A 16,507-nucleotide genomic window follows, 5' to 3' on the forward strand; every position below is an offset into this window, starting at 1 on the left:
TAAGCGATGAATGAAATGAATGATAAGTATACTGTTGAGGTATTAAAGGAAAGCGACTTAGCCTTGCTGGTGGGTGGTAGTGAGGCAAGTTACCAACATGGTTTAATGGTGGGGTTCATTTTACGTCGTGCATTATTTGGATTCTAAGATAATATTTAGAGAGTGAAGCTTACCTACAACAATGAACAGAATATATGAAAAAGGAAATACAAATAACTACCTTTTTCAATTGTTAAGAATCAAAAAAGGAGAATAAGATGGAACAAATTAAAAATATGGAAAATAATTTTCATGTAATGAGTCATGAGGAATTGGCCGATGTAGAAGGAGGCTTGCTATTTGGTCTGGTAGTAGTTGGAGGAGTCGCAATTGCAGGAACATTTTTATTGGGTGCGGTAGATGGTGCTTCAGGAGCACATGCTAAGCGTCGTGGACGTTAACAGGGAAGGATGAGCGCTAATGGAACGCATAATAGAAAGTTGGATTACTAGGGTAGAGAATTTTTACAGTTTGCAGTCAATTCCTGTAAAAGTATTCATTTTCATAGTTGGAGTAGTTGGGATTTATGCTTTAGGGACATTACTTTTAGGACCGGTTTATTGGGCGGGGCAGAAGTTTGGCGAAACAATTTACAATTATTTGTTTTAATAAAAAATTATAGATAAAGAGGAACAGACATAATGAATATGATAAAAATTGAAGAAAAATTTACAAGTCTTACAGAAAAAGATTTGGCAACAGTAGAGGGTGGTCGAGTGTCATGGAGAGGTAATATTAACATCGATGTCCACAAAGTGATTGATAGTACGGGAAGATTTTTCGGTGGTATCTATAATGCTGGTAGATCATTTGGGCGAAATGTTTACAATGCATTTTATTAATATAGTTTATTAAAATGAATATCATATATTATATTTTTGAATTCGTTTTCGAATAGATAAATAAGAGGAATACAGGGAATGATTATTTCAGTAATTCAAGATTTGGATGAAACAATTTAATAAACACTGCTATACCAAACTTATCAAGTTTGTAACAAGACAAATATTAAAAATAAAAAAGAGGTATTCGTTATAAATACAAAAACGATGTCACAATTTGAACTTATGGATACTGAGATGCTTGCTTGCCTTGAAGGTGGCGGATGCAATTGGGGAGATTTTGCCAAAGCAGGTGTTGGAGGAGGAGCAGCACGAGGTCTTCAGCTAGGAATTAAAACAGGAACATGGCAAGGTGCAGCAACTGGTGCTGCGGGAGGAGCTATACTTGGAGGTGTGGCATATGCAGCGACATGTTGGTGGTAATTATGGATTTTAAAAGTTTTATTATTGGTTTAGTAGTTGGTATATTTGGTCCTTATATGGATGATTTAATTAGAAAAAAATTTTTAAAGTCTTCGGAGAAGAAAACAGAAAAATTTGTCAAAAAATAATCAGAACGATAAATGATGAATCTGATTCAAAATTATCTTGCACATGTAAAGAGGACCATCTCTCCTCTTATCAGGTAAATAGGAGTCTTGTAGTAACGAATCAAAAAAAGGAGTAACTATGAATCGTAATTTAGAACGGTGTTATCTATTCTGACTATGAATAGATCATACCAGAGGTGGCTTAGAAATAGCAGGGACATTGGAAATTGTAGTAATAAATAGGATGTCACAAATGTTACTATCAATGATTTATTTGTTCCAAGCTTGCCTAGGGTGTCAGTAAAAAATCATTTTCCTTTCAATAGCATATTTTTAGTAGGTAGGACGCTTGTTCTGCCTATTTTTTTGCTGAAAAGTACAGTTGAAGTGTCTATTTGCATCATTTGGAGTTTTACATGTATTTTTGATAAAAAATAGGCATAGAAATTAGGAAAGTTGAAGAAAAGGAATGAAGAAGGTCTTAGTTTGTGATTTTTTACATACTTTTAAGGCTTGATGAACCAGTTTGAACTAATATATAATTGCTAGAAGTTGAATACACTACTCCTTGAGGGCATTTTGCCCTTTTTTATATTTTACAATAAGTGTAAAAAGGAGAGTTTTTATGCGTTACGGTTATGTTCGAGTATCTACAAAAGAACAAAATATTGATAGGCAATTTTCAGCCTTAGTAGAAAACAAATTATCAAAAGAAAATATTTTTATTGATTACGTTTCAGGAAAAGATTTTGACAGAATGGAATATCAAAAATTATTAGCTACCTTGAAAGAGAATGATGAATTGGTTATTAAATCAATTGATAGGTTGGGAAGAAACTATGATGAAATTTTAGAACAATGGCAAGCAATTACTAAGAAAAAGAAAGTAAATATAACTGTTTTAGATTTCCCCTTATTAAATACAAAGAATAGCAATGATAATATCACAGGAAAACTAATCTCCGATATCGTTTTACAAGTCCTATCTTATGTGGCACAGTTTGAAAGAGAACAAATCAAACAAAGACAAATGGAAGGAATACGGGAAGCACAGAAAAAAGGGAAGAAATTCGGTAGACCAAAATTGGTTGTCCCGAATAATTTCCCTGATGTGATAGCTCAATATAAGAAAAAAGAAATAACCTTACGAGAAGGTGCAGACATCTTAGGAGTATCAAAAAGCACCTTTCATAATTGGATAAAAAATTCATAGTTCTTGTCAAAAAACCTAGGATTTTTTGGACAGAAAATACAGTCTATTTTAGAAGCGTTTTCGTTAGAAAAAAGGTTCTAAAATCCAGCATTTTGACCAATTATTATTACACTTTCATTTTATCAAGTTTGTCCAAAAAAGTCTAGATTTTAGGACAAACTGATTATTTTACAATAAATAAAAATAGGGGGACACGAAATGGACACCAAAGCTAAAAAGTTCACACTTGCAACGATTTCAGCTCTATCACTTCTTGGGGTAGGAATTGTTACATCACAATCAGTAGCTGCTAATGATAGGCTGGTTTCCACTCAAGCAATCAATGGTCAATCCTACAATATCTTAAACTCTGAGGTCACTAGTACTTCTTCTGGTACTACTCTAGTTGGGATTGAAGGGACTTTCTTAACGCCAGATAAACAGGCTATCTTAGATCGTATCAATGCTATTCGAAAAGAGGCAGCAGATGAAGGTCTAGTTACTAGCTATGTTCCGATCAAATGGTCAACTGAACTAGAAAAAACAGCCTTCGTTCGGGCAGCAGAAGCTTCTGTAACCAGGCATCATAAACGTTTATCTAATAAAGATATTTGGAGTGCCTGGTCTTCAGGAAATTTCTCCCTAGCAGAAAACTTGGCTTGGAACTATGACGGATTTATGACAGCTATTAATCAATGGTATGAGGAAAAAGCCGATTATGTTAAATCTCGTAGTGGGGCAAGTGTCTCTGGTCAAACTGGACACTACGAATCCTTAATCAATCCAGAATTAACTTATATGGGACTTGCAGCCTTTGAGAATCCTAAAAATAGTTGGATTACCATTGCACAAAGTTTCGGAACAGCATCTGGTGGCTCTGAAGAATTAGCTGGCGGTTATGGAAAAGCCATTCAATACACAGAAGTCGATTCTTCTCAAATTCAAACATTTGCGACCAAGGCGAATCTTTTTGACAAAGATTTGAAGGCTATCGGAACTCATACCAGTAAGAAAACAAAACAAGGTAAGTCTAACGGGACTAATAAACCAGGTTTCTTTTTTCAAATGCAAGATATTGGTAGGGGTATGGGTTTTTGGCGACAATCGGGCTCTCGTTGGTGGTTTATGCAACTTGATGGGTCTTACCCTTACAATCAGTGGGCAAAATTAGATAATATCTGGTATCACTTCGATAGTTCAGGTTGGATGCAAACTGGCTGGATAAAAGACAACGGCACGTGGTACTATCTCGACGGTTCAGGTGCTATGAAGACTGGTTGGTTCAAAGATAATGGTAGCTGGTATTATCTTGATAGCTCAGGGGCTATGAAAACAGGCTGGATGAAGGTATCTGGTAAATGGTACTATGCCTATAGCTCTGGTGCACTCGCAATCAATACAACTACACCTGACGGTTATCGTGTCAATTACAACGGTGAGTGGGTATAAAAACAATTTCAAATTGTAAGATTAAACATATGAAAAAATTATTTCTATTCAGTATCAGTATTTTAGCTATCTCCATTTTAACAGCTTGCCAACCTCAGAGTAAAAACACTTCCTCAGAAAGTTCTGAAACAACTACTTCTAGTAGCAGTTCGCCTACTTCCACATCAGAAGAGAAGAAAAATGATTACACCCTATATAATCCTGTCCTTAAAGAATATGCCAAAGTATTAGATGATTCATCAGCTTCACCTAAAGAGCTCAATTCAAAAGCAAACTTAAAAAATACTTATCCTAAAGAATACTCTGGACTACAATACAGCTTGTATGATTTAGACCAAAATGGTACGGACGAACTTTTGGTTGCCCTTAAAACGGATTCTAACTATTACGATTTATTAGATATTCGAACTCTTAAAAATGACGAAGTTATTCGACTGACCAATGCAGAAAACAATCTGGACTTTATTGGAGAGCGAGTACATTTTAATCCTTTAGAAAATGGCTATTTCCAATTATCTACCCGAGTATCTATTAATCAAATCCAACTTAAACTATACAAGTTCAATCAGGATGGAACACGATTAGACTTAGTTATCGAATCAGATACAGAAGAGGGACTGGGCACAAAACCACCTTCCCTTGACATAAGATCTTTCTCTTGGAAATCTGTCACAAGTCTCATAAGTGAAGAATCTTCCTTTCCGTCAGAAAGTAAAGGGATGGATATTTCTGCAATTCAAAATGGAGATTTTTCTAGTGTCTCAGGAACTTGGAGGAATCGTTCAGGTATTGAATTTACTTTCGACAAAAATGGTTTAGTAAGTGATAAGTCCAAAATTTCAATTGAACATGCTAAAGAAATTGACCACTATCTTAAGGCAAATTCTGTTTCTAAAGATGGAGGTGCTGGTGCAGCTATTGCCTTTTTACCAGCAGGAATCCCTATAACCATGTCTGTCACCTCTTCTTCAGATAATGGCTATACTGACTCGTCTGATATTACACAAGACCGCTTATGGTTTGGACACCAACTTATCAATGGTAGTACCGAGGGATTTTTTTACAAGGTAGAATAGTTTTAATAGACTTACAAATTTATCAATAAGAATGTCGGAAAATTTTCTGATATTCTTATTTTTTTGACTTCCTTTTCGAATAGATAAGTAAGAGGAAAAGGAAAGGAGCCTAGTTCATGTTTATATCAATGTTCTACCCATGGTTGACTGAGTTATTTTTTAAATAAATTTAATTTAGTTGTACATTTTCGAAAATTTTTTCGAATAGATAAGTAAGAGGAAAAAGAAAGGAGTCTGGTTTATGTATCTACCAATTTTCTATTCATGGTACATTAAATTATTTTTCAAATAAATTTTGATTTAGTTGTTTATTTTCGAATTCTTTTTCGAATAAATAAGTGAGAGGAAAAGGAAAGGAGTTTGCTTCATGTATCTACCAATTTTCTATCCATGGTTTACTAAATTATTTTTCAAATAAATTTAATTAGTTGTACATTTTCGAATTGTTTTTCGAATAGATAAGTAAGAGGAAAAAAGAAAGGAATAAAATAATGAAAGAACATTACTATGGATTTGTTGAGCTAACTTCGGAAGAATTGACCGATATTCAAGGTGGAGAAAATTGGGTGAAGACCCTTGCAGATTGGTACATTGGATTTCGTAGAGGTTTTGGTTTTTAGGAGGATAAGAGATGAATGAAATGAATGATAAGTATACTATTGAAGTATTAAAGGAGAGCGACTTAGCTTTGCTGGTGGGTGGTAGCAAGGAAAGTTATCAACGGGGTCTAATTACAGGTCTATTGTTACGCGGTATATTTATTGGAACCCCATTTTTTAGAAGATAAGATTTAGAAAAAATAGAACAAGAGGAGAAAAAAGATGACAAATTTTGACAAAATGGAACAGAACTTTGTAGCTCTTACAGAAGAAGAGTTGATGGATGTGGATGGGGGAGCATTGCCTCTTGTAATCGCCGGAGTGTCTATCTGGAAGATAGGTGCAGCAGTAGCAGGTGGAGCAGCAGCGCTTTTTGCTGGAGGAGCAGCTTTGGGGTATTATGCGAATAGACCATAATCTGATTATAGTCAGAGAGGCATTTCTATGTTTTTAAAAAAAGAAGTGATATTACTAGGGGTATTGTTATCGCTACGTATTATTTTTACTATCGTTCAAATTTTAATTGACTATAAAATATTATCTGGACAGTATAGTATAAATTTTATGGATATTTCAGAAGTATTTACTTATCCAATACTCATTTTAATCATTTACATAGCAATAAAATATAATACAAAGGAGTAATGACGAACATGAACTTAGAACAATTTTATCAATTATCTGACGATGAATTAGTGGGAACAAAAGGTGGTTTTGGTCTTGTGGAAGCAGTTGGGATTGCAGGAGTACTGAATGCTGCTGTACAAATTTTTAATGCTGGTTACAAATTTGGTTCAGATTTTGCTCGTCGTGGGCGTTAGATAATGAACAGTCGCAACCTTAATCTCAATACATTGTTACCTAAACTAGCCACTATATTTCCTTTGTTGGGAATAATTCTTAATGTCGCGCTTCATGTGATTCGTACAGGTTCGTTAGTATCCTTTAATTGGCAAGGGACTTTAGTTGGGTTGCTTTTCTCAGCATATTTTGGTATTTTTCGCAAAGATTTGTCAAAAAATAATCAAAACTATAAATGAAGAACATGAATCAAAAGGATTTTGTGCATATGAATGGTAGCGTTTTTCCGCCATTCTTGTCAGGTAATTAGGAGTTTCTTATGAAAACATTTTTATTAGGCTTTGCTGAGGGTTATTTTACCGTATCGCTCATAATCTACATCGTAACGTATTTGATGTTGAAAAATCCAATCAATACCCTATTTTATCCAGAAATTTACCCCGTTTTATTTGGGCTCTTTTATCTAGGATATAAGGCCAATAAAAAGCAAGTAGAGTGAGCAGCTAAGAATGATTTGTTAGTCTGAGCTGAAAATGGCTAGGGTAGAATCTAAGAATGCATCACATTGGAGTTTAATATGAAATTTGTTAAATCAATACTGAAAGTTTGGCCTGAAATTATGGTATTACTTAGTTCAATGTCTTATATCATCATCAGATTAGTAGCTGACATGAATAAAGTATCTTTACCTACTTGCTTTGATAATTTCAATATACCAACGATTGCATTATTTATGATGGTCTTCATTCTTTTATATAGAAGTAAAGAAAAAAAGAATAGATAAATTTGAAGCAGTAGACGCTCTATAGGGAATAGGTGTCTTATAGTAACGAATCAACAAAAGGAGTAACTATGAATCGTAATTTAGAACGGTGTTATCTATTCTGACTATGAATAGATCATACCAGAGGCGGCTTAAAAATAGCAGGGACATTAAAAATTGAAGTAACTTTAAATAGGATGTCGTAAAGGTTACTATCAATGATTTATTTGTTCCAAGCTTGCCTAGGGTGTCAGTAAAAAATCATTTCCCTTTCAATAGCATATTTTTAGTAGGTAGGACGTTTGTTCTGCCTATTTTTTGCCAAAAAAAGTGTAGTTGAGGTGTTTATTTGGAGTTTTATACTCTTCGAAAATCAAATTCAAACCACGTCAGCGTCGCCTTACCGTACTCAAGTACAGCTTGCGGCTAGCTTCCTAGTTTGCTTTTTGATTTTCCTTGAGTATTACATGTATTTTTGATAAAATAGTTATAGAAATTAGGAGAGTTGAAGAAAAAAATGAATAAGATTTTAAAATATTTTTTAGTATTTGTTTTTCTATTTTTGATGAATATTTTCATCTTTAAGATACTAGCAACTCTGGGATTTCAGCTGACAATGAGTGAAAAGAGTTATATTGTTCCACCGCTGTTTTCGATTATCGTTTTATATATGATTGACAAAAGAATTAGGAAGAAAAAGAAATAAATATATATTTTAGGCGTGACGTTTGTTCTGCCTATTTTTTTATCCTAAAAGTGCATTTGGGAGGGAGATAGGCGCATTTGGGAAGGAAGTCCAGTTTTTGTTTGAGGATTGGGGTAAGATAGTTGTTATCAGATGAGTTTATACTCTTCGAAAATCAAATTCAAACCACGTCAACGTCGCCTTGCCGTATATATGTGACTGACTTCGTCAGTCCTATCTACAACCTCAAAACNNGATTTTCATTGAGTATTAGGAAAAGGAGATGAATATGAAATTTGGGAAACGTCACTATCGTCCGCAGGTGGATCAGATGGACTGCGGTGTAGCTTCATTAGCCATGGTTTTTGGCTACTACGGTAGCTATTATTCTTTGGCTCACTTGCGAGAATTGGCCAAGACGACCATGGATGGGACTACGGCTTTGGGCTTGGTCAAGGTGGCAGAGGAGATTGGTTTTGAGACGCGAGCAATTAAGGCGGATATGACGCTTTTTGACTTGCCAGATTTGACTTTTCCTTTTGTTGCCCATGTGCTTAAGGAAGGGAAATTGCTCCACTACTATGTGGTGACTGGGCAGGATAAGGATAGCATTCATATTGCCGATCCAGATCCTGGGGTGAAATTGACCAAACTGCCACGTGAGCGTTTTGCGGAAGAATGGACAGGAGTGACTCTTTTTATGGCACCTAGTCCAGACTATAAGCCTCATAAGGATCAAAAGAATGGCCTGCTCTCTTTTATCCCTATATTAGTGAAGCAGCGTGGCTTGATTGCCAATATCGTTTTGGCAACACTCTTGGTAACCTTGATTAACATTGTGGGTTCTTATTATCTGCAGTCTATCATTGATACCTATGTGCCAGATCAGATGCGTTCGACGCTGGGGATTATTTCTATTGGGCTGGTCATCGTCTATATTCTTCAGCAGATTTTGTCTTACGCTCAGGAGTATCTCTTACTTGTTTTGGGGCAACGCTTGTCGATTGATGTGATTTTGTCCTATATCAAGCATGTTTTTCACCTGCCTATGTCCTTCTTTGCGACACGCAGGACAGGGGAAATCGTGTCTCGTTTCACAGATGCTAACAGTATCATCGATGCGCTGGCTTCGACCATTCTTTCGATTTTCCTAGATGTGTCAACGGTTGTCATTATTTCTCTTGTTTTATTTTCACAAAATACCAATCTCTTTTTCATGACCTTATTGGCACTTCCTATCTACACAGTGATTATCTTTGCCTTTATGAAGCCGTTTGAAAAGATGAATCGGGATACCATGGAAGCCAATGCGGTTCTGTCTTCTTCTATCATTGAGGACATCAACGGTATTGAGACTATTAAGTCCTTGACCAGTGAAAGTCAGCGTTACCAAAAGATTGACAAGGAATTTGTGGATTATCTGAAAAAATCTTTTACCTATAGTCGGGCAGAGAGTCAGCAAAAGGCTCTGAAAAAGGTTGCCCATCTCTTGCTCAATGTCGGCATTCTCTGGATGGGGGCTGTTCTGGTTATGGATGGCAAGATGAGTTTGGGGCAGTTGATTACCTATAATACCTTGCTGGTTTACTTTACCAATCCTTTGGAAAATATCATCAATCTGCAAACCAAACTTCAGACTGCGCAGGTTGCCAATAACCGTCTGAATGAGGTTTATCTGGTAGCTTCTGAGTTTGAGGAGAAGAAAACAGTTGAGGATCTGAGCTTGATGAAGGGAGATATGACCTTCAAGCAGGTTTACTACAAGTATGGCTATGGTCGAGATGTCTTGTCAGACATCAATTTGACCATTCCCCAAGGTTCTAAGGTGGCTTTTGTGGGAATTTCAGGGTCAGGTAAGACGACCTTGGCCAAGATGATGGTTAATTTTTACGACCCAAGTCAGGGAGAGATTAGTCTGGGTGGTGTCAATCTCAATCAGATTGATAAAAAGGCTCTGCGTCAGTATATCAACTATCTGCCTCAACAGCCTTATGTCTTTAACGGAACGATTTTGGAGAATCTTCTCCTTGGGGCCAAGGAAGGGACGACTCAAGAGGATATCTTACGGGCGGTCGAGTTGGCAGAGATTCGGGAGGACATTGAGCGCATGCCACTGAATTACCAGACAGAATTGACTTCGGATGGGGCAGGAATATCAGGTGGTCAACGTCAGAGAATTGCTCTGGCGCGTGCTCTCTTGACAGATGCGCCGGTCTTGATTTTGGATGAGGCGACCAGCAGTTTGGATATTTTGACAGAGAAGCGAATTGTCGATAATCTCATGGCTTTAGACAAGACCTTGATTTTCATTGCTCACCGTTTGACTATTGCTGAGCGGACAGAGAAGGTTGTTGTCTTGGATCAGGGCAAGATTGTCGAAGAAGGAAAGCATGCTGATTTGCTTGCACAGGGTGGATTTTACGCCCATTTGGTGAATAGCTAGAAAGAGGAGAGGATGAAACCAGAATTTTTAGAAAGTGCGGAGTTTTATAATCGTCGTTACCATAATTTTTCCAGTCGGGTGATTGTCCCCATGTCCCTTCTGCTTGTGTTTTTGCTTGGATTTGCAACATTTGCAGAGAAGGAGATGAGTTTGTCTACTAGAGCTACTGTTGAGCCTAGTCGTATCCTGGCAAATATCCAGTCAACTAGCAACAATCGTATTCTTGTCAATCATCTGGAAGAAAATAAGCTGGTTAAAAAGGGAGAACTGTTGCTTCAATATCAGGATGGGGCAGAGGGTGTCCAAGCGGAGGCCTATGCCAGTCAGTTGGACATGCTCAAGGATCAAAAAAAGCAATTGAAGTATTTGCAGAAGAGCTTGCAAGAAGGGGAGAACCACTTTCCAGAGGAGGATAAGTTTGGCTACCAAGCCACCTTTCGCGACTACATCAGTCAAGCAGGCAGTCTTAGGGCTAGTACATCGCAACAAAATGAGACCATCGCATCCCAGAATGCAGCAGCTAGTCAGACTCAAGCCGAAATCGGCAACCTCATCAGCCAAACAGAGGCTAAAATTCGCGATTACCAGACAGCTAAGTCAGCTATTGAAACAGGCGCTTCCTTGGCCAGTCAGAATCTAGCCTACTCTCTCTACCAGTCCTATAAGTCTCAGGGTGAGGAAAATCCGCAAGCTAAGGCACAAGCAGTTGCGCAAGTTGAAGCACAGCTTTCTCAGTTAGAATCCAGTCTTGCTACTTACCGTGTTCAGTATGCAGGTTCAGGTACCCAGCAAGCCTATGCATCAGGTTTAAGCAGTCAATTGGAATCCCTTAAATCCCAACACTTGGCAAAGGTTGGTCAGGAATTGACCCTTCTAGACCAGAAAATCTTGGAGGCAGAGTCAGGTAAGAAAGTTCAGGGAAATCTTTTAGACAAGGGGAAAATTATGGCAAGTGAGGATGGGGTGCTTCATCTTAATCCTGAGACCAGTGATTCTACCATGGTAGCAGAAGGTGCCCTACTAGCCCAACTCTATCCGTCTTTGGAGAAAGAAGGGAAAGCTAAACTCACAGCCTATCTTAGTTCAAAGGATGTAGCAAGGATCAAGGTCGGTGATTCTGTTCGCTATACGACGACTCATGATGCTAAGAATCAACTTTTCCTAGATTCTACTATTACAAGTATTGATGCGACAGCTACTAAGACCGAGAAAGGGAATTTCTTTAAAATCGAGGCGGAGACTAATCTAACTTCGGAGCAGGCTGAAAAACTTCGGTACGGGGTGGAAGGTCGCTTGCAGATGATTACGGGCAAGAAAAGTTACCTACGTTATTATTTGGATCAATTTTTGAACAAAGAGTAATGTTCGTGTTTTTAGAGTTAAATGATTTTAAAACTGTGAGAAAGATTCTTCTTGCAGTTTTTTCTTTATGATTTTTGAGGTTACTACGTTATTTATTCGGTTAAATTCTTGTAATTTTAGGTTTTTTATGGTAGAATGTGCTCAAGTAATACGAAAGGCGAACTTTAAAATGTCAAAACAATTGATCTATTCGGGAAAAGCTAAAGATATCTATACAACTGAGGATGAAAATCTTATTATTTCAACTTACAAGGATCAGGCGACTGCTTTCAATGGTGTTAAGAAGGAGCAGATTGCGGGCAAGGGAGTATTGAATAATCAGATTTCATCTTTTATTTTTGAGAAATTAAATGCGGCTGGTGTGGCAACTCACTTTGTGGAGAAACTTTCAGATACGGAACAACTCAATAAAAAGGTTGAGATTATTCCTTTGGAAGTCGTGCTTCGCAACTATACTGCTGGTTCCTTTTCAAAACGTTTTGGTGTGGATGAGGGAATCGCCTTGGAGACTCCGATTGTCGAGTTTTATTACAAAAATGATGACTTGGATGATCCATTCATCAATGACGAGCATGTGAAATTCCTACAGATTGCGGATGACCAGCAAATCGCTTACTTGAAGGAAGAAACTCGTCGAATCAATGAACTCTTGAAGGTCTGGTTTGCTGAGATTGGGCTTAAGTTGATTGACTTTAAGCTAGAGTTCGGTTTTGACAAGGATGGCAAGATTATCTTAGCAGATGAATTTTCACCAGATAACTGTCGCTTGTGGGATGCGGATGGCAACCACATGGATAAGGATGTTTTCCGTAGAGGATTGGGAGAACTAACAGATGTTTACGAGATTGTCTGGGAAAAGTTGCAGAAATTGAAATAACAACCTCAAGGCTGTTTGGGAACATTGCAAGAGCTGAAATAAAGGAATAAGGATTGATGGATAAACGTATTTTTGTTGAAAAAAAGGCTGATTTTCAGGTTAAGTCAGAGAGTTTGGTGAGAGAACTCCAGCATAACTTGGGACTGTCAACTTTGAAAAGTATTCGCATTGTGCAAGTTTATGATGTATTTGATTTGGCAGAGGACTTGTTTGCACCTGCAGAGAAACACATCTTCTCTGAGCAGGTGACAGACCACGTCTGGGACGAAGTTGCTGTACAGGCGGATCTGGCTAACTATGCTTTCTTTGCTATTGAAAGCCTACCTGGGCAATTTGACCAACGTGCAGCTTCTTCACAGGAAGCCTTGCTTTTGCTGGGAAGTTCGAGTGATGTGACAGTTAATACAGCCCAACTTTATTTGGTCAATAAAGATATTGATGCGACTGAGTTAGAAGCGGTCAAAAACTACTTGCTTAATCCAGTTGATTCTCGTTTCAAGGATATCACGACAGGGATTGCCAAGCAGGAATTTTCTGCGTCAGACAAGACTATTCCCAAATTGACTTTCTTTGAAAGCTATACAGCAGAAGACTTTGCTCGCTACAAGGCTAAACAAGGGATGGCCATGGAAGTGGATGATTTGCTCTTTATTCAAGACTACTTTAAGTCAATCGGGCGCGTGCCGACGGAAACAGAACTCAAGGTTTTGGACACTTACTGGTCTGACCACTGCCGTCATACGACTTTTGAGACAGAGTTGAAACACATCGACTTTTCAGCTTCTAAATTCCAAAAACAATTGCAGTCAACCTATGACAAGTATATTGCCATGCGTGAGGAGTTGGGGCGTTCTGAAAAACCTCAAACCTTGATGGATATGGCGACTATTTTTGGTCGTTATGAGCGTGCTAATGGACGTTTAGACGACATGGAAGTGTCAGACGAAATCAATGCTTGCTCAGTAGAAATCGAAGTGGATGTTGATGGTGTGAAAGAGCCATGGCTCCTAATGTTCAAGAATGAAACTCACAACCACCCAACGGAAATTGAGCCATTTGGTGGGGCTGCTACCTGTATTGGTGGAGCCATTCGTGACCCATTGTCAGGACGTTCATATGTTTACCAAGCCATGCGGATCTCAGGTGCTGGTGATATTACAGCACCGATTTCAGAAACTCGCGCTGGGAAACTGCCACAACAAGTCATTTCTAAAACAGCGGCTCATGGTTATTCTTCATACGGTAACCAGATTGGGCTTGCAACAACCTACGTTCGTGAATATTTCCACCCAGGTTTCGTTGCTAAGCGTATGGAACTTGGTGCCGTTGTTGGTGCGGCTCCCAAGGGCAATGTTGTCCGTGAAAAACCGGAAGCGGGCGATGTCATTATCCTCCTCGGTGGTAAGACTGGGCGTGACGGTGTCGGTGGTGCGACGGGTTCTTCTAAAATTCAAACGGTTGAGTCTGTAGAGACTGCTGGTGCTGAGATTCAAAAAGGGAATGCTATCGAAGAACGCAAGATTCAACGCCTTTTTCGTAATGGCAATGTCACTCGTGTTATCAAGAAATCTAATGACTTTGGTGCTGGTGGTGTCTGTGTGGCTATCGGTGAATTAGCAGACGGTCTTGAAATTGATCTTAACAAGGTGCCTCTTAAATACCAGGGCTTGAATGGTACCGAAATTGCCATCTCTGAATCACAAGAACGGATGGCGGTTGTGGTGCGTCTTGAAGACGTAGATGCCTTTGTTGAAGAATGTAACAAAGAGAATATTGACGCTGTTGTGGTTGCGACAGTCACTGAAAAACCAAATCTGGTTATGCACTGGAATGGTGAGACAATTGTGGACTTGGAGCGTCGTTTCCTTGATACCAATGGTGTACGTGTCGTTGTCGATGCAAAGGTTGTGGACAAGGATGTCAAACTCCCAGAAGAGCGTACAACAAGCGCTGACACACTGGAAGCAGATACCCTTGCGGTTCTATCTGACCTCAACCATGCGAGTCAAAAAGGCTTGCAGACCATCTTTGACTGTTCGGTCGGTCGTTCAACGGTTAATCACCCACTTGGTGGTCGCTACCAACTCACACCAACTGAGGCATCTGTACAGAAATTGCCAGTCCAACACGGTGTGACTCATACTGCGTCTGTCATGGCTCAAGGGTTTAATCCTTATATTGCAGAATGGTCTCCATACCACGGTGCTGCTTATGCGGTTATTGAAGCAACTGCTCGTTTGGTTGCTGCTGGTGCCAACTGGTCTAAGGCTCGCTTCTCTTACCAAGAGTACTTCGAGCGCATGGACAAACAAGCTGAGCGTTTTGGTCAGCCAGTAGCAGCTCTCCTAGGCTCTATCGAGGCACAAATTCAGCTTGGTTTGCCATCTATCGGTGGTAAGGACTCCATGTCTGGTACTTTTGAAGAATTGACAGTACCGCCAACCTTGGTCGCTTTTGGGGTGACGACGGCAGATAGCCGGAAGGTACTTTCTCCTGAGTTCAAGACTGCTGGGGAAAACATCTACTACATCCCAGGTCAAGCTCTTGCTGCAGAGATTGATTTTGACTTGATTAAGTCAAATTTTGCTCAGTTTGAAGCCCTTCAAAAGGCTCATAAAGTGACATCTGCATCAGCTGTCAAATACGGTGGTGTGGTTGAAAGTTTGGCTCTTGCTACTTTTGGAAATCATATTGGTGCAGAGGTAACCTTGCCTGAACTTGAAAGTTCTTTGACAGCACAATTGGGCGGATTTGTCTTTACCTCTCCTGAAGAAATCACTGGAGTAGAGAAAATCGGTCAAACAAGTGCAGACTTTACACTCCTTGTCAACGGTGTGAAGCTAGATGGACACAAGCTTGACAGTGCCTTCCAAGGAAAACTGGAAAAAGTTTACCCAACAGAGTTTGCCCAAGCCAAAGAACTAGCTGAAGTACCAGCTGTGGTATCAGATGTTGTGATTAAAGCAAAAGAAAAGGTTGAAAAACCTGTGGTCTATATCCCAGTCTTCCCAGGAACAAACTCAGAGTATGATTCAGCTAAGGCATTTGAAAAAGAAGGCGCAGAGGTCAACTTGATGCCATTTGTGACCTTGAATGAAGAGGCTATTGTCAAGTCAGTTGAAACTATGGTTGACAACATCGGCAAGGCTAACATTCTCTTCTTTGCCGGTGGATTCTCAGCTGCGGATGAACCAGATGGTTCAGCCAAGTTCATTGTCAATATTCTGCTCAATGAAAAAGTCCGTGTGGCTATTGATAGCTTTATCGCGCGTGGTGGCTTGATTATCGGTATCTGTAATGGATTCCAGGCTTTGGTCAAATCAGGTCTTCTTCCATACGGGAATTTCGAGGATGCTAACAGTACTAGCCCAACCCTCTTCTACAATGATGCCAACCAACACGTGGCCAAGATGGTGGAAACCCGTATTGCCAATACCAACTCACCATGGTTAGCTGGTGTGCAAGTAGGCGATATCCACGCTATTCCTGTTTCACACGGTGAAGGGAAGTTTGTCGTGACGGCTGAAGAATTTGCGGAGCTCCGTGACAATGGTCAAATCTTTAGCCAATACGTTGACTTTGACGGCAAACCAAGTATGGACTCTAAGTACAATCCAAATGGTTCTGTCCATGCTATCGAAGGAATTACCAGCAAGAACGGCCAAATCATCGGTAAGATGGGGCACTCAGAACGTTATGAAGACGGTCTCTTCCAAAACATCCCAGGAAATAAAGACCAGCACCTGTTCGCGTCAGCGGTTAAATACTTTACTGGAAAATAAGACTTACAGATTTTCTAATAGATAGTGGCAGTAATGTAAAAATCATGTAGATTTAGCTCTTGGTGCT

The 16,507-nt window shown here is 39.1% G+C and carries 20 protein-coding genes; all 20 read left to right on the top strand.

All coding sequences use genetic code 11. The features are described from left to right. Positions 1 to 6: 6 nt before the first annotated feature. The 20 genes from HT697_RS01015 (at position 7) to HT697_RS01095 (ending at position 16,440) form a co-directional block, all read left to right on the top strand. Positions 7 to 147: a hypothetical protein gene (locus HT697_RS01015; protein WP_173261794.1), complete on the top strand. Its 141-nt coding sequence runs from the start codon at positions 7 to 9 to the stop codon at positions 145 to 147. Positions 148 to 257: 110 nt separating this feature from the next. After that, the gene (locus tag HT697_RS01020) at positions 258 to 440 is read left to right on the top strand and encodes a class IIb bacteriocin, lactobin A/cerein 7B family (RefSeq protein ID WP_000435077.1); all 183 of its coding nucleotides are present in this window, start codon (positions 258 to 260) and stop codon (positions 438 to 440) included. 240 nt (positions 441 to 680) lie between these two features. Next, the gene (locus tag HT697_RS01025) at positions 681 to 881 is read left to right on the top strand and encodes an SPPN_00645 family bacteriocin-like peptide (protein WP_001055966.1); all 201 of its coding nucleotides are present in this window, start codon (positions 681 to 683) and stop codon (positions 879 to 881) included. A gap of 192 nt (positions 882 to 1,073) precedes the next feature. Then, on the top strand, positions 1,074 to 1,304 hold the full coding sequence (gene blpU / locus HT697_RS01030; protein ID WP_173219511.1) for a bacteriocin-like peptide BlpU: 231 nt from the start codon (positions 1,074 to 1,076) through the stop codon (positions 1,302 to 1,304). Between the two features lie 2 nt (positions 1,305 to 1,306). Beyond that, complete coding sequence (locus HT697_RS10430) at positions 1,307 to 1,432, top strand: PncF family bacteriocin immunity protein (protein WP_007284823.1); 126 nt, start codon at positions 1,307 to 1,309, stop codon at positions 1,430 to 1,432. 604 nt (positions 1,433 to 2,036) lie between these two features. Next, on the top strand, positions 2,037 to 2,624 hold the full coding sequence (locus HT697_RS01035; RefSeq protein ID WP_173219497.1) for a recombinase family protein: 588 nt from the start codon (positions 2,037 to 2,039) through the stop codon (positions 2,622 to 2,624). 198 nt (positions 2,625 to 2,822) lie between these two features. After that, positions 2,823 to 4,052: a CAP domain-containing protein gene (locus tag HT697_RS10435; protein WP_173219500.1), complete on the top strand. Its 1,230-nt coding sequence runs from the start codon at positions 2,823 to 2,825 to the stop codon at positions 4,050 to 4,052. A 29-nt stretch (positions 4,053 to 4,081) separates the two neighbouring features. After that, positions 4,082 to 5,128 (top strand): DUF6287 domain-containing protein, encoded by a 1,047-nt coding sequence (locus tag HT697_RS01045; RefSeq protein WP_050261356.1) that lies wholly within the window; start codon positions 4,082 to 4,084, stop codon positions 5,126 to 5,128. Positions 5,129 to 5,619: 491 nt separating this feature from the next. Then, complete coding sequence (locus tag HT697_RS01050; protein WP_000658223.1) at positions 5,620 to 5,748, top strand: smi_0059.1 family bacteriocin-like peptide; 129 nt, start codon at positions 5,620 to 5,622, stop codon at positions 5,746 to 5,748. Between the two features lie 11 nt (positions 5,749 to 5,759). Continuing rightward, positions 5,760 to 5,915, top strand: a complete 156-nt coding sequence (locus tag HT697_RS01055) for a hypothetical protein (RefSeq protein WP_001004584.1) — start codon at positions 5,760 to 5,762, stop codon at positions 5,913 to 5,915. Between the two features lie 34 nt (positions 5,916 to 5,949). Further along, complete coding sequence (locus HT697_RS01060; protein ID WP_000180815.1) at positions 5,950 to 6,144, top strand: class IIb bacteriocin, lactobin A/cerein 7B family; 195 nt, start codon at positions 5,950 to 5,952, stop codon at positions 6,142 to 6,144. 236 nt (positions 6,145 to 6,380) lie between these two features. Continuing rightward, positions 6,381 to 6,548: a class IIb bacteriocin, lactobin A/cerein 7B family gene (locus tag HT697_RS01065; protein WP_173219503.1), complete on the top strand. Its 168-nt coding sequence runs from the start codon at positions 6,381 to 6,383 to the stop codon at positions 6,546 to 6,548. 3 nt (positions 6,549 to 6,551) lie between these two features. Continuing rightward, complete coding sequence (locus HT697_RS10230) at positions 6,552 to 6,767, top strand: bacteriocin immunity protein (protein WP_240147170.1); 216 nt, start codon at positions 6,552 to 6,554, stop codon at positions 6,765 to 6,767. An 80-nt stretch (positions 6,768 to 6,847) separates the two neighbouring features. Next, positions 6,848 to 7,027: a hypothetical protein gene (locus tag HT697_RS01070; RefSeq protein WP_173219505.1), complete on the top strand. Its 180-nt coding sequence runs from the start codon at positions 6,848 to 6,850 to the stop codon at positions 7,025 to 7,027. A gap of 78 nt (positions 7,028 to 7,105) precedes the next feature. Further along, positions 7,106 to 7,312 carry a bacteriocin immunity protein gene (locus HT697_RS01075; RefSeq protein WP_173219508.1) on the top strand — a complete coding sequence of 69 codons (207 nt, stop codon included), beginning with the start codon at positions 7,106 to 7,108 and terminating at the stop codon, positions 7,310 to 7,312. Positions 7,313 to 7,808: 496 nt separating this feature from the next. Next, positions 7,809 to 7,997: a hypothetical protein gene (locus tag HT697_RS10235; RefSeq protein ID WP_033680983.1), complete on the top strand. Its 189-nt coding sequence runs from the start codon at positions 7,809 to 7,811 to the stop codon at positions 7,995 to 7,997. Between the two features lie 268 nt (positions 7,998 to 8,265). After that, a complete protein-coding gene (gene comA, locus HT697_RS01080) occupies positions 8,266 to 10,419 on the top strand; it encodes a peptide cleavage/export ABC transporter ComA (RefSeq protein WP_173219025.1) in 2,154 nt (717 codons plus the stop codon). A gap of 12 nt (positions 10,420 to 10,431) precedes the next feature. Beyond that, a complete protein-coding gene (gene comB, locus HT697_RS01085; protein ID WP_173219022.1) occupies positions 10,432 to 11,781 on the top strand; it encodes a competence pheromone export protein ComB in 1,350 nt (449 codons plus the stop codon). Positions 11,782 to 11,950: 169 nt separating this feature from the next. Beyond that, positions 11,951 to 12,658, top strand: coding sequence for a phosphoribosylaminoimidazolesuccinocarboxamide synthase (purC, locus tag HT697_RS01090; protein WP_173219019.1), 708 nt, complete (start codon positions 11,951 to 11,953; stop codon positions 12,656 to 12,658). A gap of 56 nt (positions 12,659 to 12,714) precedes the next feature. After that, positions 12,715 to 16,440, top strand: coding sequence for a phosphoribosylformylglycinamidine synthase (locus HT697_RS01095; RefSeq protein WP_173219016.1), 3,726 nt, complete (start codon positions 12,715 to 12,717; stop codon positions 16,438 to 16,440). Positions 16,441 to 16,507 lie beyond the last annotated feature (67 nt).

The sequence above is a fragment of the Streptococcus sp. 1621 genome (assembly GCF_013276615.1).
In the GTDB taxonomy this organism is placed as follows: Bacteria; Bacillota; Bacilli; order Lactobacillales; family Streptococcaceae; genus Streptococcus.

Bases quoted from the DNA above. Each gene is read 5' to 3' on its own strand.
- HT697_RS01015 (WP_173261794.1), top strand. From the start codon at position 7: ATGAATGAAATGAATGATAAGTATACTGTTGAGGTATTAAAGGAAAGC.
- HT697_RS01020 (WP_000435077.1), top strand. From the start codon at position 258: ATGGAACAAATTAAAAATATGGAAAATAATTTTCATGTAATGAGTCAT.
- HT697_RS01025 (WP_001055966.1), top strand. From the start codon at position 681: ATGAATATGATAAAAATTGAAGAAAAATTTACAAGTCTTACAGAAAAA.
- HT697_RS10430 (WP_007284823.1), top strand. From the start codon at position 1,307: ATGGATTTTAAAAGTTTTATTATTGGTTTAGTAGTTGGTATATTTGGT.
- HT697_RS01035 (WP_173219497.1), top strand. From the start codon at position 2,037: ATGCGTTACGGTTATGTTCGAGTATCTACAAAAGAACAAAATATTGAT.
- HT697_RS10435 (WP_173219500.1), top strand. From the start codon at position 2,823: ATGGACACCAAAGCTAAAAAGTTCACACTTGCAACGATTTCAGCTCTA.
- HT697_RS01045 (WP_050261356.1), top strand. From the start codon at position 4,082: ATGAAAAAATTATTTCTATTCAGTATCAGTATTTTAGCTATCTCCATT.
- HT697_RS01050 (WP_000658223.1), top strand. From the start codon at position 5,620: ATGAAAGAACATTACTATGGATTTGTTGAGCTAACTTCGGAAGAATTG.
- HT697_RS01055 (WP_001004584.1), top strand. From the start codon at position 5,760: ATGAATGAAATGAATGATAAGTATACTATTGAAGTATTAAAGGAGAGC.
- HT697_RS01060 (WP_000180815.1), top strand. From the start codon at position 5,950: ATGACAAATTTTGACAAAATGGAACAGAACTTTGTAGCTCTTACAGAA.
- HT697_RS01065 (WP_173219503.1), top strand. From the start codon at position 6,381: ATGAACTTAGAACAATTTTATCAATTATCTGACGATGAATTAGTGGGA.
- HT697_RS10230 (WP_240147170.1), top strand. From the start codon at position 6,552: ATGAACAGTCGCAACCTTAATCTCAATACATTGTTACCTAAACTAGCC.
- HT697_RS01070 (WP_173219505.1), top strand. From the start codon at position 6,848: ATGAAAACATTTTTATTAGGCTTTGCTGAGGGTTATTTTACCGTATCG.
- HT697_RS01075 (WP_173219508.1), top strand. From the start codon at position 7,106: ATGAAATTTGTTAAATCAATACTGAAAGTTTGGCCTGAAATTATGGTA.
- HT697_RS10235 (WP_033680983.1), top strand. From the start codon at position 7,809: ATGAATAAGATTTTAAAATATTTTTTAGTATTTGTTTTTCTATTTTTG.
- comA (WP_173219025.1), top strand. From the start codon at position 8,266: ATGAAATTTGGGAAACGTCACTATCGTCCGCAGGTGGATCAGATGGAC.
- comB (WP_173219022.1), top strand. From the start codon at position 10,432: ATGAAACCAGAATTTTTAGAAAGTGCGGAGTTTTATAATCGTCGTTAC.
- purC (WP_173219019.1), top strand. From the start codon at position 11,951: ATGTCAAAACAATTGATCTATTCGGGAAAAGCTAAAGATATCTATACA.
- HT697_RS01095 (WP_173219016.1), top strand. From the start codon at position 12,715: ATGGATAAACGTATTTTTGTTGAAAAAAAGGCTGATTTTCAGGTTAAG.